Origin of the sequence: Paraburkholderia sp. PREW-6R (genome assembly GCF_039621805.1) — a bacterium.
In the GTDB taxonomy this organism is placed as follows: domain Bacteria; phylum Pseudomonadota; class Gammaproteobacteria; order Burkholderiales; family Burkholderiaceae; genus Paraburkholderia.
This window is the reverse complement of the sequence record NZ_CP155074.1, coordinates 856,784-876,376: the sequence shown is the minus strand read 5'-3', so window position 1 is coordinate 876,376 and position 19,593 is coordinate 856,784. Positions and strand designations below refer to the sequence as shown.

Here is a 19,593-nt window from a genome sequence, read left to right as displayed (position 1 = left end):
CAGAACACGGCTCATCGGTCACGTATCCGGCGCTTACCCTATGCATTCACCGCTGCCACGATCTGTCTGCACATCGCCTGATCGGGCAGTCGGCCGGAGCCGGCCTGAACGTTGTCGGCCATGTATTGCGGGCGTCCGGTTCCCGGAATGACGACGGTGACGGCGGGCTGCGCAAGGACGAACTTGAGAAGCAGTTGTGCCCAGCTCGTACAGTCAATCTCCGTTGCCCACCCGGGCAGCGGTTGCCTGCCCACTCGCGCAAGCAGGCCGCCGCCGCCAAAAGGCTGATTGACGATCACGGCGATCCCGAGGTCCGCGGCAAGGGGCAGGATGCGCTCCTGCGCCGAGCGGTCGTCGGCGGCGTAGTTGATCTGTACGAAGTCGGGTTTTTCGCTGCGCATCACGGCCGCGACTTCGGGGAAGGCGCTAGACGTGTAATGCGTCACGCCGATGTAGCGAATCGTGCCGCGTGCTTTCCAGTCCCGCAGCGTTGCAAGCTGCGTGCGCCAGTCGAGCAGATTGTGAACCTGCATCAGATCGATGCGCGGCTGTTCAAAGCGGCGCAGCGATTCCCGCATCTGCGCGACGCCCGCCTCGCCGCCTTCCGTCCACACCTTGGTGGCGACAAATGCTTTGCGGTGTGCATCCAGTTGCGTGAGCAACGCACCCGCTACCTGCTCCGACGTCCCGTACATTGGCGACGAATCGATCACCGAGCCGCCCGCGTCGAACAGGATCCGCAATACCTCTGCGAGTTGCGCGCGGGCGGCGGGATCGTCGCCAACGTCGAAAGTGCGCCATGTGCCGCAACCGACCACGGGCAAATGCTCGCCTGTAGCGGGGATGACACGCCGCGCCATTTGCGCCGGCGGCGTTGCGGCAGACGGCGCAGGCGTTGCGCCGCCGGAAGACAGGAGTGGCTGTGTTTGCGCGTGTGCCGCCGTCCATCCCGGCAGCGCGAACGAGACGGGTAAAGCCATGGCGGCACGGCTCGCCGTGCGCAGAAAGCCGCGCCGGTCACTTTGCGCGGGTGCGTCGTTCGACCAGAATGCCATCACGTGTTCCCGCCTTGGAATCCAAACGCTGAATCAGCACGATACGGCAATTCGTCATGTCGTGTTTCCGTCTCGCCCGGCGAGCCTCGGGCTGGATGCCGACGTCGCGCCGATCGCGGCTAGAGCAGTTGAACGCGCCTGAATTCGTCTGCGAGGCCGGCGACGTCGACGAACCGGTAGCCTTGCAACCCGGCGCGCATTGCGCCCTCCACGTTGGCCGGCGTATCGTCGATAAAGAGTGTCTGGTCTGCAGCTACACCAAGGCGCTGCACGCAGCCGATATAAGGTTCACTTGCAGGCTTCGCCGCACCAAACTCGGCGGATGCGTACACGTGTTTGCCAAAAAGGAGCGCCACGGGCGGATTGAGAAAGCCGATGTTCTGCGTCAGCAGACGGCAATTATTGGTTAGCACTCCAATACTGCAGCGTTCGGCGACGTGACTGGCGAGGGCCAGCACGTCGTGATCGGGTGTGATCGACGCATGGCGTGCACTCAACCATTCGTCCGCCGTGACGGGATAGCGCAGCGCCGTGCCCAATTCGCGCAGGTACACTTCGTCGCTGATCTCGCCGGCGTCCGCGCGCGCTTCGAGTCCCGAGCCCCAGATCGCATGACGCACGGTGTCCGGCGTCTGTCCCGTCAGTGCGGCAAGCGCATTCACGCGCGCGGCGCGGTCGTAGTGGGACAGAACGCCTTCCATGTCGAACAGAACGAGCGCGATGGATGAGGTCATGCCGTCGTGCCCCTCGACAGGTTATCCCTTCGCTCCACGCAGCACGCCAGCCGATCGCAGTGCAAGCCGCGTCGCACTCAGCGTTCGCGCAATGCGCTTCGCCGCGTGACGCACGCGTCCGCGCAAATGCGCGGAACGCATGTGTCGCCAGAAACGGTCGGGGACGAAGTCAGCGAAACGCGCTTCTCTTTCCAGCAGCGCCTTGCTGCCGGGCAGATGCACGAACGAACAGCAGCGAAACCAGCGCAGATCGCGATAATTATTGCCCGCCCAGTGACGCCCCACGGCCTGATATGCGCCCACCTCGATCACGACCTGGCCATCGTCGGTCAGCGCGTTGAGCGCGGCGGAAATGAATGCCTCGTCGCCATGATGTTCGAGCCGGCCGCTTTCGCTCAGATAGCGTGCATAGGCCGCACGCGCACGTGGCACGAGTCGGCGCAGCGCGGCTGGCGTCGCGAGCATGAACTCTCCGCCGTACCAGCGCGGATTCATCAGCCGCCGCTCGGCGACGATCTCCAGATCGGCCACGACGCGTGCGCTGCCGTACGCCGGAAACACCTGGTCCGAGATGTCGAACACGCCAAGACCCGCTTCCGCACACCGTTCGATCAGCTCGGATTCAAGGGGAGACAAGGCCACCATGTCGGCGTCGAGCAGCAGCATCATGTCGTCGGCGGGCAGCGTGCTCGCGATCTGATCCATCAGATCGAGCTTGAAATGCGCGGCGTAGAACGGTGTGTTCTTCGGCAATTCGATTGTCGCATTCAGTTGCATCACGGCGGGCCGCTTTGCAGGCGGGACGCTTTCAAGCCGTTGCGAAACGAGCGCCGGCGCATTGGTGATGATCGTCAATACCGGCTCACCCAATCGCCGCAAGCTGTGATTCAGGCAGACCGCCTGATTCACATACGATAACGGGTCGCGATTAGTCGAGTTCGGTCCAGGTTCCCCGTCCACATCGACATAAACCAGAGTGCAAGGAAAAAGATTCACGTTACTCCTCACCATGCGTGAGAGACGGTCCGCTCTTTCCAGCGCTGCCGTTAATCGCCGATATCGACCAGCGCATTAACGCGGGACAGGCTGGAAGCCCGCGCGAGACGCGCAGCCGTCGCGCCGCGGCTCGCACCTTGAATGGCGTCACACTCGAGCCGGGTTTCAGATGTGCGGAGATGGATCCAGAAGAACCGGGAACGCACGTATCAGTCAGGTTTATCGTTTCACGTCTGTGCGTCGCGTTTCCGCCAAAACACAGCAATACGTTACGCAAGCGAGAACAGGCAATGCAACGGCAACGACGCGGATCGCGGGTCGATAAAACAATTGCAGTTTGCTAATTGAAAGCGAGTCATTAATGAGCGGTAAATCGTTTTCAGGACGCGCATGGCGATACGCATGCCCTGCGTCCTGCTGTTCCGTCAGACGAAAATTTCAGTCACGACTTTCGCCGTCGTCCACTTCGCGCATGCCGTAGGCCGTGAGCATCCGGTACAGCGTTGCGCGCGACACGCTCAACTCGCGCGCGGCATCGCCAGGACGTCCCCTGTGCCGCAGCAGCGCAAGTTCGATCGCCTGCCGCTCCGCCGTCTCGCGCGCCTGCGCCAGCGTGACCGGGGTAATGGCAACGAAGTCGGACAGTTCGAGATCGTCCGCCGTGATCGTGCGTCCCTCCGACATGACGATGGCGCGCCGCACGCGGTTGATCAGCTCGCGGACATTGCCCGGCCAGTCGTAGCGGTGCATCGCGGTGATCGCGTCGGGCGAGAACCCATATAGCCGCCGGCTCGCATCTTTGCGGTAGCGATCGAGCGTATGGAGCGCGAGCAGTTCGATGTCCTTGTCGCGGGCGCGAAGCGGCGGCTCGTCGATGCGCAATACGCACAAACGGTGGTACAGGTCGGCACGGAAGCGGCCATCTTCGATCGCCGCTTCCATGTTCACGTGCGTTGCCGAAATGATGCGCACGTCGACGTTGATCGAGCCCGTGCCGCCGAGGCGATCGATCGTGTTGCCCTGCAGGAAGCGCAACAGGCTCGCCTGGCTCTCGAACGGAAGATCGCCGATTTCGTCGAGAAACAAGGTGCCGCCATTGGCGGTTTCGACGCGGCCGACCTTGCGCTGATTCGCGCCGGTAAATGCGCCGCGCTCGTACCCAAATAATTCGGACTGCAACAGATGTGGCGGGATCGCGCCGCAATTGATCGCGACAAACGGTGCATTGCGGCGGGGCGAGCGCGCATGGATCGCGGCCGCGGTCAGCTCCTTGCCGGTGCCGGATTCACCCGACACGAATACGGGCGCGTCACTCACCGCAACCTTGCGGATGCGCCGGAACAGCGCGTGCATCGCCTCGCACGAGCCGATCATATCGCCTTCGGCCGTGGAAGCGTCGATAAAGAACGGCTCGCCCAGCGAGATCATGCCGCTCGCGTGACCCACTGTATCGACGATCCGTGCATCGGTACCGGGCAACGTGACGTAGTCGAAGCAGTAGTCCCGCACGAGGCGGCGCGTGGTCGGGTCGTCGAGTTGCGCGGCGGCGGCCATTGCCACCCAGCCGACGTTCGGCATCGCCAGGCAGGCTTCGAATTCCGCCGCCTGTTTCGGTTCGAACACGCTCGTCAGATCGACCAGCCCGCCTGTCAGCGAGCCGTCCTGTAAAGCCTGACGCACCTCGCGAACGGACCGGAATATCTCGACGTCCCAGTCCCGCCCCTGAAACTGCGCAAGCAGTGTGGGCGAAGGATCGCGCGTGAAATAAATGACGCGCCTCGTAATAGCCTTCGTTGTGTGCATCGGTTTAAACTTGTTGTGCGGCGCTGCCCTGTTCGACGGCCCTGTCGGGCCCGTCGCCGCCTGGTTGGCGTCGCATGCGAACGGCCCGGGCCTCACCGCGCTGTTGCGCTGGCGGGCGCTGCCAATCGTATGGAAACGCGGTGTCAAAGATGGATCATATCCGTACACGATGCTCCGGCCACGGATACCTAACATACATAACGCGCCTGCCGTGCCTGTGCGTCTGGTCCTGCCCGCTCGCATAGCACGCGCGCGAGCCCTTACCGAAGTGAGGCCGCGCGAAGCACCCTCAACGTGTGTCAGCCTGCTTTTGCCGTAATGGCCTGAAGAACCGCCGGATGTCCGCCGCCAGCAACTCAGGCTTCTCCATAGCGGCGAAATGGCCGCCGGCTGGCATATCGGTCCACTGCACGACGTTGAAAGTCCTTTCGAGCCAACTACGCGGCGGCTGGCTCAATTCCTTCGGGAAATGCGCGAAGCCCACGGGCGTCCTCACGCGTTCGCCCCCGTCGAACCGCATGGGCTGCAGACGATTTTCCCAATAGATCTGGATCGACGAGCCGATGCACTGCGTGAACCAGTAAAGCGAAATGTTGGTAAGCAGCGCTTCTTTTGAAAACACGCTCTCCACGTCGCCACCGCAATCGCTCCACGCGCGAAACTTCTCGGCGATCCAGGCGGCGAGACCGACAGGCGAGTCGTTTAGCGACGCTGCCAGCGTCACCGGCTTCGTGCCGTGCATGTGCGCGTAGCCGCCTTCGAGCGCGACCCACCCGGCTTTCTCGCGCAGAAAGTGTTCTTCTTCCGCAGTGAGCGGCTGTTGCGCCGCGCCGATCGCCGGCTCATACGTCCCCGGCAGAAAATTCAGGTGGATGCCGTCGACGGTATCGGCGTGCCGTGCGGCAAGCGCAACGGAAACACCCGCGCCGATGTCGCCACCTTGTGCCCCAAAGCGCTCGTAGCCGAGCCCGCGCATTAGCGAGACCCATCGATCCGCGACCTGAAACGCCGACATGCCGGGTTGCGCAGGCGCCTGCGAAAAAGCAAAGCCAGGCAGCGACGGCACGACCACATCGAACGAGTCCGCCGGATCGCCGCCCGTGGCCGCGGGATCGCAAAGCAGGTCGAGCAGCGCATGAAATTCAAAGAACGAGCCAGGCCAGCCGTGCGTGACGACGAGCGGATAAGGCGCGGGCCCTGCGCCGCGGCGATGCACGAAATGCACGCGTTGGCCGTCAACGTCCGCCTGGAACTGCGGTTGTTCGTTGAGCCTGCGCTCGGCCGCGCGCCAGTCGAACTGGTCGGCCCAATACGTGGCCAGTTCGCGGAGCCACGCGGCATCGACACCCTGTTGCCATGCCGGCGACGGCGTGACGGGCGCCCAGCGCGTAGCCCGAAGACGGCGGCGCAGGTCGTCGATCGCATCGTCGGGAACGGCAATCTGGAATGGTTCTATCTGCATGACAACGGGCTCCGCGCAGGGTGAAGGATCGCGTGCGCTTCGCGCGCGTGCTGCGTAATACCAGGGGATGTCTTCCGGCTATTGGTCACGAAGCAATCCGCATGGTACACAATGAGCGCATTTTCCGTACCGCGTGAGGGAGGTCGTCATGCTCGGAGCGCTTGCTGCTCTGCTTGTTTTTCAATGTCTGGGAGAAGGCGTGTCGTATTTCTTCCATTTACCCGTTCCCGGCCCGGTCATCGGCATGCTATTGCTGTTCGGTTTTCTGATGATGCGTCCGCAAACCGCCGACGCCATCGAGCCCACCGCGCTCGAACTGCTGCGTCATCTTTCACTGCTGTTCATACCAGCGGGCGTCGGCATCATGGTGTCGGCAAGCCGGATTCGCGGCGACGCCGTAGCCGTGATCGTGTCGGTTGCGGTAAGCACGACGCTCGCGATCGCGGTGGCCGCGCTCGTCACGCGAGCGCTGCTGCGTCGCCAGAATCGCGGCGCAACGCGTGACGAGGCGGCGCAATGACCGCGATGCCAAAGCTGGGTGCAATCTGGGTCTATCTCGCCGCGAGCCCGTTGCTGGGACTGACGATCACACTGATCGCCTACCTGATCGCGCAGAAGCTTTATGCCAAGGCACGTTTCAATCCATTGGCCAATCCGGTGCTGATCGCGGTGGCGCTGCTCGTTGCGCTGCTAGAAGCAACCGGCACACCGTACGCAACTTACTTCGAAGGCGCGCAGTTCGTGCATTTTCTGCTCGGCCCGGCGACGGTCGCGCTCGCTTTACCGCTTTACCGGCAGTGGCCCAAGTTGCGGCGGTCGGCGTTCCCGCTGATCGGCGGACTGGTCGCCGGTTCGTTGACGGCGATCCTGTCGGCGGTCGGCGTTGCGGCGCTGTTCGGCGCGTCACACCAGACCATCGCATCGCTCGCTCCCAAATCGGCGACCACACCGATTGCCATGGCGGTCGCGTCCGAGATCGGCGGCATTCCTTCGCTGACGGCAGTGCTGGTCATTTCCACGGGCGTGTTCGGCGCTGTGTTCGCGCGCACGATTCTCAACACGCTGCGCATTGCTGAACCCGAAGTGCGCGGCTTTGCGCTCGGCATTGCTTCGCATGGTATCGGCACGGCGCGCGCTTTTCAGGTGAGCGAGGAAATGGGCGCGTTCGCGGGGCTCGGGATGGGACTGAACGGGGTGTTCACCGCGTTTGTCGTGCCGGTGTTGATGCCGGTGGTGGCGCGGTGGTTCGGATAAAGATTGCGATAATAACGTTCCCGTCCAATCAAGAAAGAGGAGCCTTCCGCGATGTCTGTCCACGAATCCAAAGTGCCGCGCGTGCTGTTGACGAACGACGACGGCATCGACGCGCCGGGTCTCGCCGTGCTCGAAGCCGTTGCCGCCGACATCGCGCACGAAGTCTGGGTGGTCGCCCCCGAGCACGATCAGAGCGGAACGTCGCATTCGATCAGCCTGCACTCGCCTCTGCGCGTGAGCTGCCAGGGCGAGCGGCGTTTTGGTGTGGTCGGCACGCCTGGCGACTGCGTCGTGATGGGCGTGCGCCATCTGATGCGCGATACGCCACCTACGCTGATTCTGTCGGGCATTAACCGTGGCGGCAATCTCGGCGTGGAGACCATGTTTTCCGGCACGGTCGGCGCGGCAATGACCGGCCTGCTGCTGGGCTTGCCGTCGTTCGCGTTGAGCCAGACCTTCAGCGATCGCGATAACGTGCGCTGGGACACGGCGCGCGCGCTTGCTCCCGGCGTGATCCGCCAGTTGCTTGCAATCGGTCATGCCGCGCCCGTCTGCCTGAACATCAATTTCCCCGATGTCGACGCCGCCGCTGCCGGCCCGCTCACGCCGACGCGTCAAGGCGTAGGCCTTATCGAAGGTATCGAGGTGCTGCCGGAAGTCGACCCGCGCGGCATCCCCTACCACTGGCTGCGCTTTCAACGCGGCGCCCGTGTCAACGATCCCGACAGCGAAACGGCGGTGGTCGCGTCGGGCCGCGTGTCCGTGACGCCGCTCGCATTCGATCGCACCGACGAAGGTACGCTGCGCCACCTCACAGCATCGCTTGCATAACGTCACGCACGCCCTCGCGCAGATCACGGACGAGGCGCGAGGCTCATGCTCGGCGCACCGCCCGGTCCTGCGGGGTCGGGGTTGCCGAAGGCAGGCAGACTGCCGTCGCTGCGCGCACGGACGATTTCCTCGCGCACCTGCGCGCGGGTTTTCGGCCCGGAATCGGCGCTGATTTGCGTGCCAGTCGACGAGGCGGTCGCGGTCAGCGGCGCTCGCGGTGCAACTTGCGCCGTCGGCAAGGTCTGCGGCGCGGCTTGCTGTGCGCGCTCAAGTGCCGGTGGCGCAGCGGCTGGCTGAGTGGCGTGTTGGGATGCCGGTTGTGACGCGGATTGCGATGCCGGTTGCACTGTTTCGTGTGCCGCTTGAGACACGACAGGCGGCGCCGGCACCGGAGCTGCCACCTGTGCAGCCGGAACTGCGGGCAGCGCACTTGCGGGCGCCACGCTCTGTGTTGGCGCATTGGACGTGCCGGCTGGCTTTTGCGCAACGATTGAACCGCTGTCGCCGGTGCTGTTTTCGACGGTCACCGTTTGACTCTCGTGCCGCCGTTGCGCATCGCTTGCCATATGGCCTGAATGCTGTTGCGACGCCAGACGGTTCTCATGGCGCTCGTGAGCACGTGTGCTTTTCGTCAGCGTGGATGAAGGCGTGCGCGCCTGCTTCGGCTTGCGTGGCGGCGCGCTGCCGTCCAGTGCAGCGGCATTGGCGCGCGCCTCGACCTCACGTTGCAGAGCGCGCACCTGGCTATCGTCTTCGTGTTCCGGTTCGACCGCATTCAACTGCGCTTGCGCGGCAACCAGATCGTTGCGTTGCAGACTCTCGCGCGCCGCCTGCAGGTCGCCCGCGACCGCCGCCGCGTCGGCTGCTCCCGCAGCGTCATTGCGCGCGGCGAGCGGCGCGGGCGTCACCGTTCCGCTCATCGTGTCGGCGCGTGTTTCGTGTGCCGCCGGATCGTCGCGCGCGGAGCCGAGTTCATCCGTCGACAACCAATGTCTGCCGGACTGCGAAACAAAGGTCCCGACTGCCGCAGCCGCAACTGCACCAACGAGAAGTCCGGTGAAAACCAACTTCGTGGGTTCGCTATGCATGACGTGTCCCCCTTCCAGGCGTTGACATGCCCTCCCGCGGTCAGGCGAACCGCTCAGATCCGTAGGAGGGTTCGCGGCGAGTCAAAAGATACCCGACGACCGCGAGTGCAGGCCGATCAGATCTCCTACGACAGTCTGTGCGAGCCGGATGCATCGATTCTTCGTTTTCCGGGCTAACGACAGCTTTTCGTCCGATCCGCACACCCATGTTGTCCGAAAAGACCTGAGTGCCGGGCAACATTGACCGTTTCATCTGATAATTGTTGGATGTCCGAATCAATGTTTTGCGAACGTGCCTGTGGAGCTTCGCAAATCGCTGGACAACAACATCTGTTGCGGCGAACCCTGCCCACCTGGTCCGGGCGCGCTGTGGATCGTGCAGTCCCACCGTTGGGTCGGCTTCAACTGCCCCGTCCCGCAACGAAAAATACTGTATAAAAACACAGTATAATGGTGGAAGGCTGACCCGTCGGCGCTGCTCGACAGGTGAGGCAGACTTCAACCTGCATCGGAATGATGGTGTCACAACAAACTCTTTTCGCTCCGGAACCCGTCGCTCTCGTGCATGACCACGAGGGCGGCATTCGCTACCTACCAGACTGTGTCACGGCGGCCACCGCGCAACGGTGGTTCGAGCAGGCGCTCGGCAACGTCGGCTGGTTGAGCCAGCAGCGCATGATGTATGACCGCGAAGTCGCGGTGCCGCGCCTGCTCGCCACGTTCGCCCATGAGGCGCCAAACCTGCCTGCGCCGCTTGGCGAGGCGTTTGCGGCGGTTCGCTCGCTGATCGGCGCGCCGTTCAATCGCGTCGGCCTGAATCTCTATCGCGACGGCAGCGACAGCGTCGCGCTTCATCACGACAAAACCGAAAAACTGGTGCGAGGCGCGCCCATTGCCGTCATTTCGCTCGGCGCGAGCCGCCGCATGTCGATCCGGCCCAAAGACACCAGGAGCGGCCGCGTCGCGCATGTGGAACTCGAGGCAGGCAGTTGCCTTGTCATGAGCTACGCGTCGCAATTCACGCACGAACACGGCATTCCGAAAACGGCTGGGATCTGCGGGCCGCGCATCAGCCTTGCGTTTCGCTGCTTTAGCAGTTGATCCTGCGCGGTGGCGTGCTGCTGCCGCTGGATGTAGAAGATATGGAGAACGCATGGCGGCACACCTTCCGCCATGCCCTACGCTTTCGCATCACCCGCGCGCACCCACAGCGCGCGGGCATAACCGATCCATCCACAGTCAGCCTTTTGCTTCCTGCTCCAGCGTCGGATAGTCGATATAGCCTTCCGCGCCGCCGCCATACATCGTTTTCGGGTCGGGCTCGTTCAGGCTCGCACCGCTCCTGAGTCGCGCGACCAGATCGGGGTTCGAGATGAAAGGCCGGCCGAAGGCGATCAGATCCGCGCGCTTTGCTTTCAGCATGCTTTGCGCGAGCGCCAGGTCGTAACCGTTATTGGCCATGAAAAGACCGTCGAATGCGTCGCGCAACACCTGCAGGTCGAAGCCGCCCGGCACGTCGCGGGTGCCGCCCGTGTCACCCTCGATCACGTGCAAGTACACGAGTTTGCGAGCGCTCAGCTCCTTCACCACGTAGGTGAACAGCGGTTCGGGGTTGCTGTCGGAAATATCGCCGAAGCCGCTGAGCGGCGAAATCCGCACGCCCACGCGCTCGGGGCCCCACACGCCGGTCACCGCATCGGCGACTTCGAGCAGCAAGCGCGCGCGATTTTCAATCGAACCGCCGTACTGGTCGGTGCGTCGGTTGGTCTTGTCGCGCAGGAACTGGTCGAGCAGATAGCCGTTGGCCGCGTGAATCTCGACGCCGTCGAAACCGGCTGCCCTGGCGTTCTGCGCGGCGACGCGGTATTGCTCGACGAGGCCGGGAATCTCCGAGGTCTCGAGCGCGCGCGGCGTCACGTGCGGAACGAAACCTTCGTCGGTGTAAGCCTGGCCTTCGGGCTTGATCGCCGACGGCGCCACCGGCAACGCATTGCCCGGTTGCAGCGACGGGTGGGAAATGCGGCCCACATGCCACAGTTGCAGAAAAATGTGGCCTTGCTTCGCGTGCACGGCGTCGGTAATGCGCTTCCATGCCTGCACCTGCGCGTCGTCGTAAATGCCGGGCGTAAATACATAGCCCTTGCCTTGCGGCGAGATCTGCGTGGCTTCAGCGATGATCAGACCGGCGCTCGCGCGCTGCGCGTAATACTCGATCGCGAGTTCGCTCGGGACGTCGGCTTCTTTCGCGCGGCTGCGCGTAAGCGGCGCCATGACGATGCGATTCGGCAACTGCAGCGGGCCGACCTTCACGGGTTCAAACAGGTAACTGTCGATCTGAGCGGATTCAGCGGACATGGGGTTCCCTTGACGATAGACATGCATGGAAAAGTGGCCCGGCGCATGGGCGCGCCATCAGCAGCACATCAGCGCTGCAATATGAGCACGGGCCATTCTGTATCAGAAGGTGCAAACACGTCGTCGGCTCTAGCAAGTTGCGGGCCGCCGCCCTGCTCCCGCATGGCCGGGCGTGAATGCGGCGCACGGCGGGTCATGCGACCCGCAAGCCAGCGCGCCGGTCAGACCGCGAATACGTGCGGATTGTCGAGCAGCGACACGAACGTCCCAGTGCGGCCGTCCAGTGCGAGCATTGCCCCGCTCTCAATATCGAAGATCCAGCCATGCAATTGCAGCGTCTTGTTCGCCAGTCCTACCGCAACCGAGGGATGCGTGCGGATGTTCGACAGTTGCGCGACCACGTTGTCCTTGACGAGCGCGTCGAGCCGCTCGGCATCCGAGTGATAGGTACGCGACGCGTTGATCGCCTTGGCGGCATCCGCGTGACGCAACCAGCCGCCGACCGCCGGCAGATGGTCCAAATTCATGCACGTTGAGATCGCGGTCATCGCGCCGCAATTCGAGTGACCGCAGATTACGATGTCGCGCACGCCGAGCACCGCCACTGCATATTCGACGGTGGCGGACACGCCGCCGGGCTCGGGCCCATACGACGGCACAATATTGCCCGCATTGCGGATCACAAAGAGCGCGCCTGGCTCGGCCTGCGTGACCAGCTCGGGGACCACGCGGCTGTCCGAGCAGGTGACGAACAGCGTGCTGGGGCTTTGCGCGGTGGACAGGCGCTTGAACAATTCGATCTGTTGCGGAAAAACTTCCCGCTGGAAGCGGATAAAGCCTTCAATGATTTCTTGCACGATAGTCTCCCGTGACTCGACGATTGAGTTTTCGCGGCACTATACCGTAGCTGCCGCCTGGATTTCCATCCGCCAGATTCACCTGGGCATCATCTATCGTGCATGACGACCGCCACAGCGCGCGCCATGCGTCGCGAGGCCGGCGGACCGAAACAGGCGCGCCGGTCCTGCCTCACTTATTGGGAGCGTAAGCGGTTAGTTCCGGTTGAAATCGCCCGTTTCCAGTTCGACGGACTTTCCGCCATTCTTTTCGAGGACCTTGCGGGTAGCGTTTTCAATCTGTGCACGATTTGCCTCGAACGTGCCGACCAGATCGTGCGCGGACGGACCTTCATTGCCGAAATGATTGTTGAGCGCGTCAAGCGACACGCTGCACCAGACGTCTGCCCCATCGACATTGGCTTCGAAGGCGACGCGTGCCGCTGCCACGACTTCGCGGCGTCCGGTGAATTCGATCCTCATGATGACCCTCCATTTGTCGAAAGAAAGCTGCTCGCGCGCAAGCGTCATGCCACACGCGTTCGCTATAACTGCTGTTTCGCGCTTAGCGCGGATTCTCCGCAAGGTGCATACTCGACACCGGCCGCGCTCCCGCGGCCTCGCTGATTCGTCGACGCGCGCCACCCGGCGTGCACGGTCTGGCGTCTTTCAACACGTCCGACGCGCCTCTTATTCTGATACTAACGCTCGCCTCATGCCCCGCAATCTGCAAACGTCGCGTCCACTCGTCATCGCCGCCGTGATGGCGTCCATGGCGATGGTCGCCATTGAAGCCACCATCGTCTCCACTGCCATGCCGCAGATCGTCGCGCAACTCGGCGACCTGCATCTGTATAGCTGGGTGTTCTCGTCGTTCCTGCTGACGCAGACCGCGATGACCGTCGTGTTCGGCAAGCTTGCCGATCTGTACGGGCGCAAGCCGGTCGTGCTGGCCGGCATCGCCATCTTCCTGGTCGGTTCGGTGCTGGCGGGCTTCGCGTGGTCAATGCCCGCGATGATCGCGTTCCGCCTGATACAGGGCGTCGGCGCGGGCGCGATCCAGCCGGTCACGCTGACCATCGTCGCCGATCTGTATCCTGCGCGCGAACGCGGCAAGGTGCAGGGCTATCTCGCGAGCGTCTGGGCGATTTCCGCCGTGGTGGGGCCGATGGTCGGCGGCTTCATCATCCACAATCTTTCGTGGGCCTGGATTTTCTGGATGAACGTGCCGATCGGCCTCGCGTCGGCGGCGGGCTTCATTGCGTATCTGCGCGAATCGGAGCGCCACGCACGGCCGTCCATCGACTTCGGCGGCGCAGCGCTGTTCATGGCTACGATCGCCGCGCTGATGATGGCCCTGACCTACGCCGGCGACGACGAAGCCGGCAAAGCGGCGCTCGCCGCCGGCGCGTTCGTCGTCTGCCTGCTGCTGTTCGTGCGGCAGGAGCGCCGCGCACCCGAGCCGATGATCTCGTTCACGCTGTGGGGCCGGCGGCCGATCGCCGCGTCCAACGGCGCGACGCTCCTCTCGGGCATGATCCTGATGGGCGCCACCACGTTTCTGCCCATGTACGTGCAGGGCGTGTTGCACCGCTCGCCGGTGATTGCCGGTCTCGCGCTGACCATGATGATGGTCGGCTGGCCCACCGGCGCGACGCTCGCTGCGAAGTCGTTTCACCGCATCGGTCTGCGGCGCATCCTGATCGGCGGCAGCGCGTTCGTGCCGCTCGGCGCCGTGCTGCTGCTGTTCCTGTCGCCGGGCGGCTCGCCGCTCGTCGCCGCGTTTGGGTCGCTGATCATGGGCTTTGGCATGGGCACGTCAAGCGTCAGTGCGCTCGTGCTGATCCAGGAGATCGTCGGCATGGACGAACGCGGCAGCGCGACGGCGTCGAACCTGTTTTCGCGCAATCTCGGCAGCACGCTCGGCGCGACGCTATTTGGCGCGGTCCTCAACTTCGGGCTCAGTCACACGAAGGGGGCAGCGGTCGTCACGTCGGAGCAACTGCGAGCGCTGCTGCAAAACCAGGTGGGCAGCCTGGGCGACAGCGATACCGTGCGCATGGTGCTGCACCAGTCGCTGCACCTCACGTTCGTGTCGATCTTTGTGATCGCGATTTTCGTGGTCGTGCTGCTCGCGTTCGTTCCGCCGATCAGCATTGGCGGCGAGAGAAAGATGCCGCTCGAGGCGCTCTCGCCGCTGGAAGACTGACGGGCAGCGAGCGGTCCGGCGGCGCTTGTCACGTCCGGTGCCGGGCTTCACCATGACGCCAGGATAGCGGACTCGCGGCCTTCCGACGGTGCGGAGCCTGTGACGTTTGCCGCGCGTTCGGCTGCGACATGGCGGGATGGTGCGCGCAGTCTGCCAGGTCGACGGCGCCCGGTCGTGGCACTATGGCGAGGCTTTTACGGTAGCCCCGCAACGCTGCACGAGCCAGGCCCGCGCCGGCGCACGACAGGACTTCGACGACATGATGCAAGCACTGCCGCCATCTCCCGCTCTACGCGCGTTTCGCGCCGATTGTATCGAGGGCGCCGGCCCTTCAAATAACGCCGCCCGCGCCAGTTGTGCCAGTTGTGCCAGTTGTGCCAGTTGTGCCAGTTGTGCCAGTTGCGCCAGTTGCGCCAGTTGCGCCAGTCGGGCCAGTCGCGCCAATGGCGCCACCCGTCACGCCGCTCGTGCACGCCGCGCCGCTCAGTCAGGCAGCCGCTTGTGTACCCTCTGGACACTGCTGCTGTGTACGCTGCTGCTGACCGGCTGCGCGCTGCCGTCCCTCGCCGGCCGCAGCGAATCGGCCGCGCTCGACCGCACACAGGCCCGGACGACCCCCATCGGTCACGCGCTCGCGCCCATGCTCGCCGCGCATCCCGGCCTGTCCGGCGTCTACCCGCTCGACAATCCCCGCGCCGCATTCGCCGCGCGTGTGTTTCTCGCACGCGCCGCGCAGCGCACGCTCGACGTGCAGTACTACATCTGGCACGACGATCTGACCGGCACGCTGCTGCTCGAACAGTTGCACGAAGCGGCCGACCGCGGCGTGCGCGTGCGCCTGCTGCTCGACGACAACGGCATCCCGCCGTCGCTCGACGCGACGCTGGCCGCGCTCGATGCGCATCCGAACATCGAAGTGCGACTCTTCAACCCGTTCGTGGTGCGCAAGCCGAAGTTCGTCGGCTTTCTGACCGATTTTTCGCGCGCCAACCGTCGCATGCATAACAAATCGATGACCGCCGACAGCAGCGCGACGATCGTCGGTGGCCGCAATATCGGCGACGAATATTTCGGCGCGACCGACGGGGTCGTGTTCTCGGACCTCGACGTGCTCGCCGTCGGCCCGGCGGCAAGCGATGTCGCGCAGGATTTCGACCGCTACTGGTCGAGCGGCTCGGCCTATCCCGTCGACCGGATCCTGCGGCCGGTGAGCGCGGACCACCTGGGCGAACTGGCCGCGAAAGCGCAGTCGATGCAGCATGATCCCGCTGCGACCGCATATGCGAACGCGGTGCGCGACCTGCCCATCGCACAGCAACTGCCGGCCGGGACCTTGCCGCTCGAATGGGCGAAGACGCGCCTCGTCAGCGACGATCCGGCCAAGGGACTCAACGAGGCATCCGGCGATGCGCTGGTGTTGCGTCAGTTGCACGACATTCTCGGCGAACCGCACGAGGAGCTGGATCTGGTTTCGCCCTACTTCGTGCCGAACGACGCGGGTGTGCAGTACTTCACGCAACTGGCGGCAAGCGGCGTGTCCGTGCGCGTGCTGACGAACGCACTCGAAGCCACCGACGTCGCCGCCGTGCATTCCGGCTACGCGAAACGCCGCGTCGCGCTGTTAAAGGGCGGCGTGCAACTGTATGAGCTGCGGCGGGCCGCCAGCCCCGACGCCGCAGAGCGGGGCGGCAAGGAACACACCGGCGGATTCGGCAGTTCGGGTTCGAGTCTGCACGCGAAGACGTTCGCAGTGGATTCGAGCCGCGCGTTTGTCGGCTCATTCAACTTCGACCCGCGCTCGGCGAAGCTCAACACTGAGCTCGGGCTCATCATCGACAGCCCGGCGCTGGCCAGCAGGATCACGACGACGTTCCACACGGTCGTGCCGGAAATGGCTTATACGGTGCGGCTGGACCACAAGGACAAGCTGTTCTGGATCGCGCAGGACAGCAACCACGAACGCAGCTACACCACCGAACCCAACACGGGTTGGTTCAAGCGGCTCGGAGTGTGGTTCATGTCGATACTGCCGATCGAGTCTTACCTGTAGGCGCAACGGGTGGGGAAGAAGCCGTTCGTCCGGAAGAGTGACGCCTGGCGCGCGGAGTCCTGCTCCCACATCGCGGCTCAGTCGCGCTTGCCGTAAAGCGTCGAGTCCGCGAAACCTTCGGCGGACAGCACCTGCCCCACGAGAATCAGCGCCGTTCGCTCGATCTGCGTGGTTTGCACTTTGCTCACGATGTCGTCGAGCGTACCGGTGATCTTTTCTTCGTCCGGCCAGCTCGCGCGATAGACCACCGCGATCGGACACGCGCCGCCGTAATGCGGCCGCAGTTCATCGACGATCCGCGCGAGATGCCGCACGCCCAGATGAATCGCCATGGTCGCGCGGTGCCGGGCGAGGTCGCCGAGCTGCTCGCCGTCAGGCATCGACGTGCGCGTCGCGTAGCGTGTCAGAATCAGCGTTTGCGAAATTTCGGGCAGCGTGAGTTCGCAACCGAGCGTGGCCGCGCAGGCGGCCGTTGCTGTCACGCCGGGCACGATTTCATACGGAATCCCAAGCATCCGCAGACGGCGAATCTGTTCGCCGATTGCACCATACAACGACGGATCGCCGGAATGCACGCGCGCCACGTGCTGGCCTTTCGCGTGCGCCGCTTCGAGCAGCGCCACGATCTGGTCGAGATCGAGCTCCGCGGTATTGACCACCTGGGCGGCGCTATGGCCTTCGAGCACCGCGGACGGCACGAGCGAGCCCGCGTACAGGATCACCGGACAACTGCGCACGAGGCGCTGCCCTTTGACCGTGATGAGTTCCGGATCGCCGGGACCCGCGCCGATAAAAAACACCGTCATTCAACACTCCAGATCATGCATTGAGTCACGCGCCGGTCGTGCGCGCCTGCCGCGCCTGCAACGTTTGGGTTGGCTGTAGCGCTTGCGACGCCTGCGACGCTTGCAACGCGTCGGGCAACACGGCAAGCAGATCGGCAACATGCTCGAATTCGCGATCGACCGGCGGCAGCACCGGACGACGCAGCATCACTACAGGCAGGCCGCGCTCGCGCGCCACAACGAGTTTCGCTTCCGTCGCGTTGCCGCCGCTATTCTTGCTGACCACCACGTCGAAAGCGTTGGCTTCAAAGAGCGCGCGCTCGCCTTCCAGCGTAAAGGGACCGCGTGTCGCCAGAATCCGCGCGCGCGCATGCGTTGCGTCAGACTCGAGACAGCGCACGGTCCAGAACTGATGCGCGGGGATGTCGTCCAGATGCGCAAGCGGTTCGCGCCCCAGCGTAAATAGAGGTCGGCGAAATGGCGCGAGCTGCCCGATCAGCTCCGGCCAGCCGCCGACCATGCGCCAGTCGTCGCCCGCTCCCGCTTGCCAGCCGGGCCGGCGCAGCGCCCAGCATGGCACGCGCGCCGCGCGGCTCGCCTGCACGGCGTTCGCGCTGATTCGCGCGGCGTACGGGTGCGTTGCGTCGACCACGAGGCCGATCCGCTCAGCCTCGATATAGCGCGCCATGCCCTCGCTGCCGCCGAATCCGCCCACACGCACCGTGCACACGAGATCGTCCGGCACCTTGCCGAGGCCGGCCAGGCTGTACACGTGCGCAGCGCCGAGCTGACGCGCGATCAGGAGCGCATCGCCGGTGCCGCCGAGCAGCAGGATTCGCGTCATGGGCCGGCTCCGCCTAGCTCGCGCGCGACGCATCGGCCGCCGTTTTCACGACATCGAGCAGCGTGATCGGCAGCGCCTGGCGCCATGTGTCGAAGCCGCCGAGCGGCTGTGCATCGGCCAGCGCAATGCGTGTCAGCGTGCCGCCGTGACGCTCGCGCCATGCGGCGAGCACCGCCTCGCCCTGCAACGTCACCGCATTCGCGACGAGCCGGCCGCCGTCGCGCAACGACGCCCAGCACGTGTCCAGCACGCCCGGCACCGTCGCGCCACCGCCCACGAATACTGCGTCCGGCGTGGGCAAACCGGCGAGCGCGTCGGGTGCGCGCCCCGCGACGAGTTGCAGGCCAGGCACACCCAGCGCATCGCGATTATGTTCGATGAAGCGCTGCCGTTCCGCGTGCGCTTCGACCGCGATCGCCCGACACGTGGGATGCGCGCGCATCCACTCGATGCCGATCGAGCCGCTGCCCGCGCCCACGTCCCACAGGAGTTCGCCGGGCGTCGGCGCGAGGCGTGCAATGGTGATGGCGCGCACGTCGCGTTTGGTCAACTGGCCGTCGTGACGGAACGCGTCGTCGGGCAGGCCGCAGGTCAGCGGCAGACGCGGGCCGCCGTTCGTGGCGCGGCATTCGAGCGCGATCAGATTGAGCGCCGCGACCTCGCCCGCCGGCCACTGATCCGCGCGGCCGTCGATGCGCCGTTCGTCGTCCCCGCCCAGGTGTTCGAGCACGATCATTCGCGTCGCGCCGAAGCCGCGTGTGTTGAGCAGTTCGGCGAGCGCGGCGGGCGTGCGCCCGTCGGCGCTCAACACGAAAACGCGCGCACCATCGTGCAGATGCGCATTGAGCGCCGGCAGCGGACGTCCGACCAGCGAGACCGTGGCGACATCCTGTAAAGGCCAGCCAAGCCTCGCCGCCGCCAGCGACAGCGACGACGGCGCAGGCAGCACGCGCAGCTCCTCAGCGGGCAACTGGCGCGCAAGCGTCGCGCCGACGCCGAACAGCATCGGGTCGCCGCTCGCCAGCACGCACACCGCGCCGCCCCGCTCGGCGAGCAACGGCGCGAGATCGAACGGACGCGGCCATGCCGTGCGGCGTGCGCCGAGCCGCCGGGGCAGCATCGCCAGATGACGTTCGCCGCCATACACTACCGACGCTTGCAGCAAAGCGCGCCGCGCGGGTCGTCCGAGGCCGGCGAAACCGTCGTCGCCGATGCCCACCACGGTCAGCCATGCCGGCATGCATCCATCCTCGTTCTGTGTCTTCAAAAGTTGCGCTGAGCCACGCTGATC

The 19,593-nt window shown here is 64.7% G+C and carries 18 protein-coding genes; 6 read left to right on the top strand and 12 right to left on the bottom strand.

Features of this window, described 5'->3' with window-relative positions:
* Positions 1–38: 38 nt before the first annotated feature.
* The 5 genes from AAGS40_RS19135 to AAGS40_RS19115 form a co-directional block, all read right to left on the bottom strand.
* Complete coding sequence (locus tag AAGS40_RS19135; RefSeq protein ID WP_345816354.1) at positions 39–1,055, bottom strand: aldo/keto reductase; 1,017 nt, start codon at positions 1,053–1,055, stop codon at positions 39–41.
* Positions 1,056–1,174: 119 nt separating this feature from the next.
* The gene (locus AAGS40_RS19130; RefSeq protein ID WP_345816353.1) at positions 1,175–1,789 is read right to left on the bottom strand and encodes an HAD family phosphatase; all 615 of its coding nucleotides are present in this window, start codon (positions 1,787–1,789) and stop codon (positions 1,175–1,177) included.
* Between the two features lie 21 nt (positions 1,790–1,810).
* Positions 1,811–2,785, bottom strand: coding sequence for a hypothetical protein (locus AAGS40_RS19125; protein ID WP_345816351.1), 975 nt, complete (start codon positions 2,783–2,785; stop codon positions 1,811–1,813).
* A gap of 438 nt (positions 2,786–3,223) precedes the next feature.
* Positions 3,224–4,588 carry a sigma 54-interacting transcriptional regulator gene (locus tag AAGS40_RS19120; RefSeq protein WP_345816350.1) on the bottom strand — a complete coding sequence of 455 codons (1,365 nt, stop codon included), beginning with the start codon at positions 4,586–4,588 and terminating at the stop codon, positions 3,224–3,226.
* A gap of 289 nt (positions 4,589–4,877) precedes the next feature.
* Positions 4,878–6,050, bottom strand: coding sequence for an epoxide hydrolase family protein (locus tag AAGS40_RS19115; RefSeq protein ID WP_345816349.1), 1,173 nt, complete (start codon positions 6,048–6,050; stop codon positions 4,878–4,880).
* A 148-nt stretch (positions 6,051–6,198) separates the two neighbouring features.
* On the opposite strand from AAGS40_RS19115, the gene AAGS40_RS19110 reads away from it, so the two are divergent.
* From AAGS40_RS19110 to surE, 3 genes are read left to right on the top strand one after another with little or no spacing between them, the layout of a single operon-like run.
* Positions 6,199–6,570 (top strand): CidA/LrgA family protein, encoded by a 372-nt coding sequence (locus AAGS40_RS19110; protein ID WP_345816348.1) that lies wholly within the window; start codon positions 6,199–6,201, stop codon positions 6,568–6,570.
* Positions 6,567–7,304 (top strand): LrgB family protein, encoded by a 738-nt coding sequence (locus tag AAGS40_RS19105; RefSeq protein ID WP_345816347.1) that lies wholly within the window; start codon positions 6,567–6,569, stop codon positions 7,302–7,304. The genes AAGS40_RS19110 and AAGS40_RS19105 overlap by 4 nt, the downstream gene beginning before the upstream one ends.
* A 51-nt stretch (positions 7,305–7,355) precedes the next feature.
* Positions 7,356–8,135 (top strand): 5'/3'-nucleotidase SurE, encoded by a 780-nt coding sequence (gene surE, locus AAGS40_RS19100; RefSeq protein ID WP_345816346.1) that lies wholly within the window; start codon positions 7,356–7,358, stop codon positions 8,133–8,135.
* 23 nt (positions 8,136–8,158) lie between these two features.
* Here surE and AAGS40_RS19095 read toward each other — a convergent pair whose 3' ends face one another.
* On the bottom strand, positions 8,159–9,121 hold the full coding sequence (locus AAGS40_RS19095; protein ID WP_345816345.1) for a hypothetical protein: 963 nt from the start codon (positions 9,119–9,121) through the stop codon (positions 8,159–8,161).
* Positions 9,122–9,739: 618 nt separating this feature from the next.
* Here AAGS40_RS19095 and AAGS40_RS19090 point away from each other — a divergent pair.
* The gene (locus tag AAGS40_RS19090) at positions 9,740–10,324 is read left to right on the top strand and encodes an alpha-ketoglutarate-dependent dioxygenase AlkB (RefSeq protein ID WP_345816509.1); all 585 of its coding nucleotides are present in this window, start codon (positions 9,740–9,742) and stop codon (positions 10,322–10,324) included.
* 138 nt (positions 10,325–10,462) lie between these two features.
* Here AAGS40_RS19090 and AAGS40_RS19085 read toward each other — a convergent pair whose 3' ends face one another.
* From AAGS40_RS19085 to AAGS40_RS19075, 3 genes are all read right to left on the bottom strand, one after another.
* A complete protein-coding gene (locus AAGS40_RS19085; protein ID WP_345816344.1) occupies positions 10,463–11,578 on the bottom strand; it encodes an alkene reductase in 1,116 nt (371 codons plus the stop codon).
* 221 nt (positions 11,579–11,799) lie between these two features.
* Positions 11,800–12,435: a carbonic anhydrase gene (locus tag AAGS40_RS19080; RefSeq protein ID WP_345816343.1), complete on the bottom strand. Its 636-nt coding sequence runs from the start codon at positions 12,433–12,435 to the stop codon at positions 11,800–11,802.
* A 195-nt stretch (positions 12,436–12,630) separates the two neighbouring features.
* A complete protein-coding gene (locus AAGS40_RS19075; RefSeq protein ID WP_345816342.1) occupies positions 12,631–12,897 on the bottom strand; it encodes a DUF1488 domain-containing protein in 267 nt (88 codons plus the stop codon).
* A gap of 232 nt (positions 12,898–13,129) precedes the next feature.
* On the opposite strand from AAGS40_RS19075, the gene AAGS40_RS19070 reads away from it, so the two are divergent.
* Together AAGS40_RS19070 and AAGS40_RS19065 are read left to right on the top strand one after the other, a co-directional pair.
* Entirely contained in the window at positions 13,130–14,623 is a 1,494-nt protein-coding gene (locus AAGS40_RS19070; protein ID WP_345816341.1) for an MDR family MFS transporter, read from the top strand.
* Positions 14,624–15,122: 499 nt separating this feature from the next.
* Positions 15,123–16,673, top strand: a complete 1,551-nt coding sequence (locus AAGS40_RS19065) for a phospholipase D family protein (protein ID WP_345816340.1) — start codon at positions 15,123–15,125, stop codon at positions 16,671–16,673.
* 77 nt (positions 16,674–16,750) lie between these two features.
* Here the strand turns inward: AAGS40_RS19065 and cobM are convergent, their stop codons facing one another.
* The 3 genes from cobM to cbiE are packed head-to-tail and all read right to left on the bottom strand — an operon-like array spanning position 16,751 to position 19,542.
* Positions 16,751–17,479, bottom strand: coding sequence for a precorrin-4 C(11)-methyltransferase (cobM, locus tag AAGS40_RS19060; RefSeq protein WP_345816339.1), 729 nt, complete (start codon positions 17,477–17,479; stop codon positions 16,751–16,753).
* A gap of 25 nt (positions 17,480–17,504) precedes the next feature.
* Positions 17,505–18,302: a cobalt-precorrin-6A reductase gene (locus tag AAGS40_RS19055; RefSeq protein ID WP_345816338.1), complete on the bottom strand. Its 798-nt coding sequence runs from the start codon at positions 18,300–18,302 to the stop codon at positions 17,505–17,507.
* Between the two features lie 13 nt (positions 18,303–18,315).
* Positions 18,316–19,542 carry a precorrin-6y C5,15-methyltransferase (decarboxylating) subunit CbiE gene (gene cbiE, locus AAGS40_RS19050; RefSeq protein ID WP_345816337.1) on the bottom strand — a complete coding sequence of 409 codons (1,227 nt, stop codon included), beginning with the start codon at positions 19,540–19,542 and terminating at the stop codon, positions 18,316–18,318.
* Positions 19,543–19,593 lie beyond the last annotated feature (51 nt).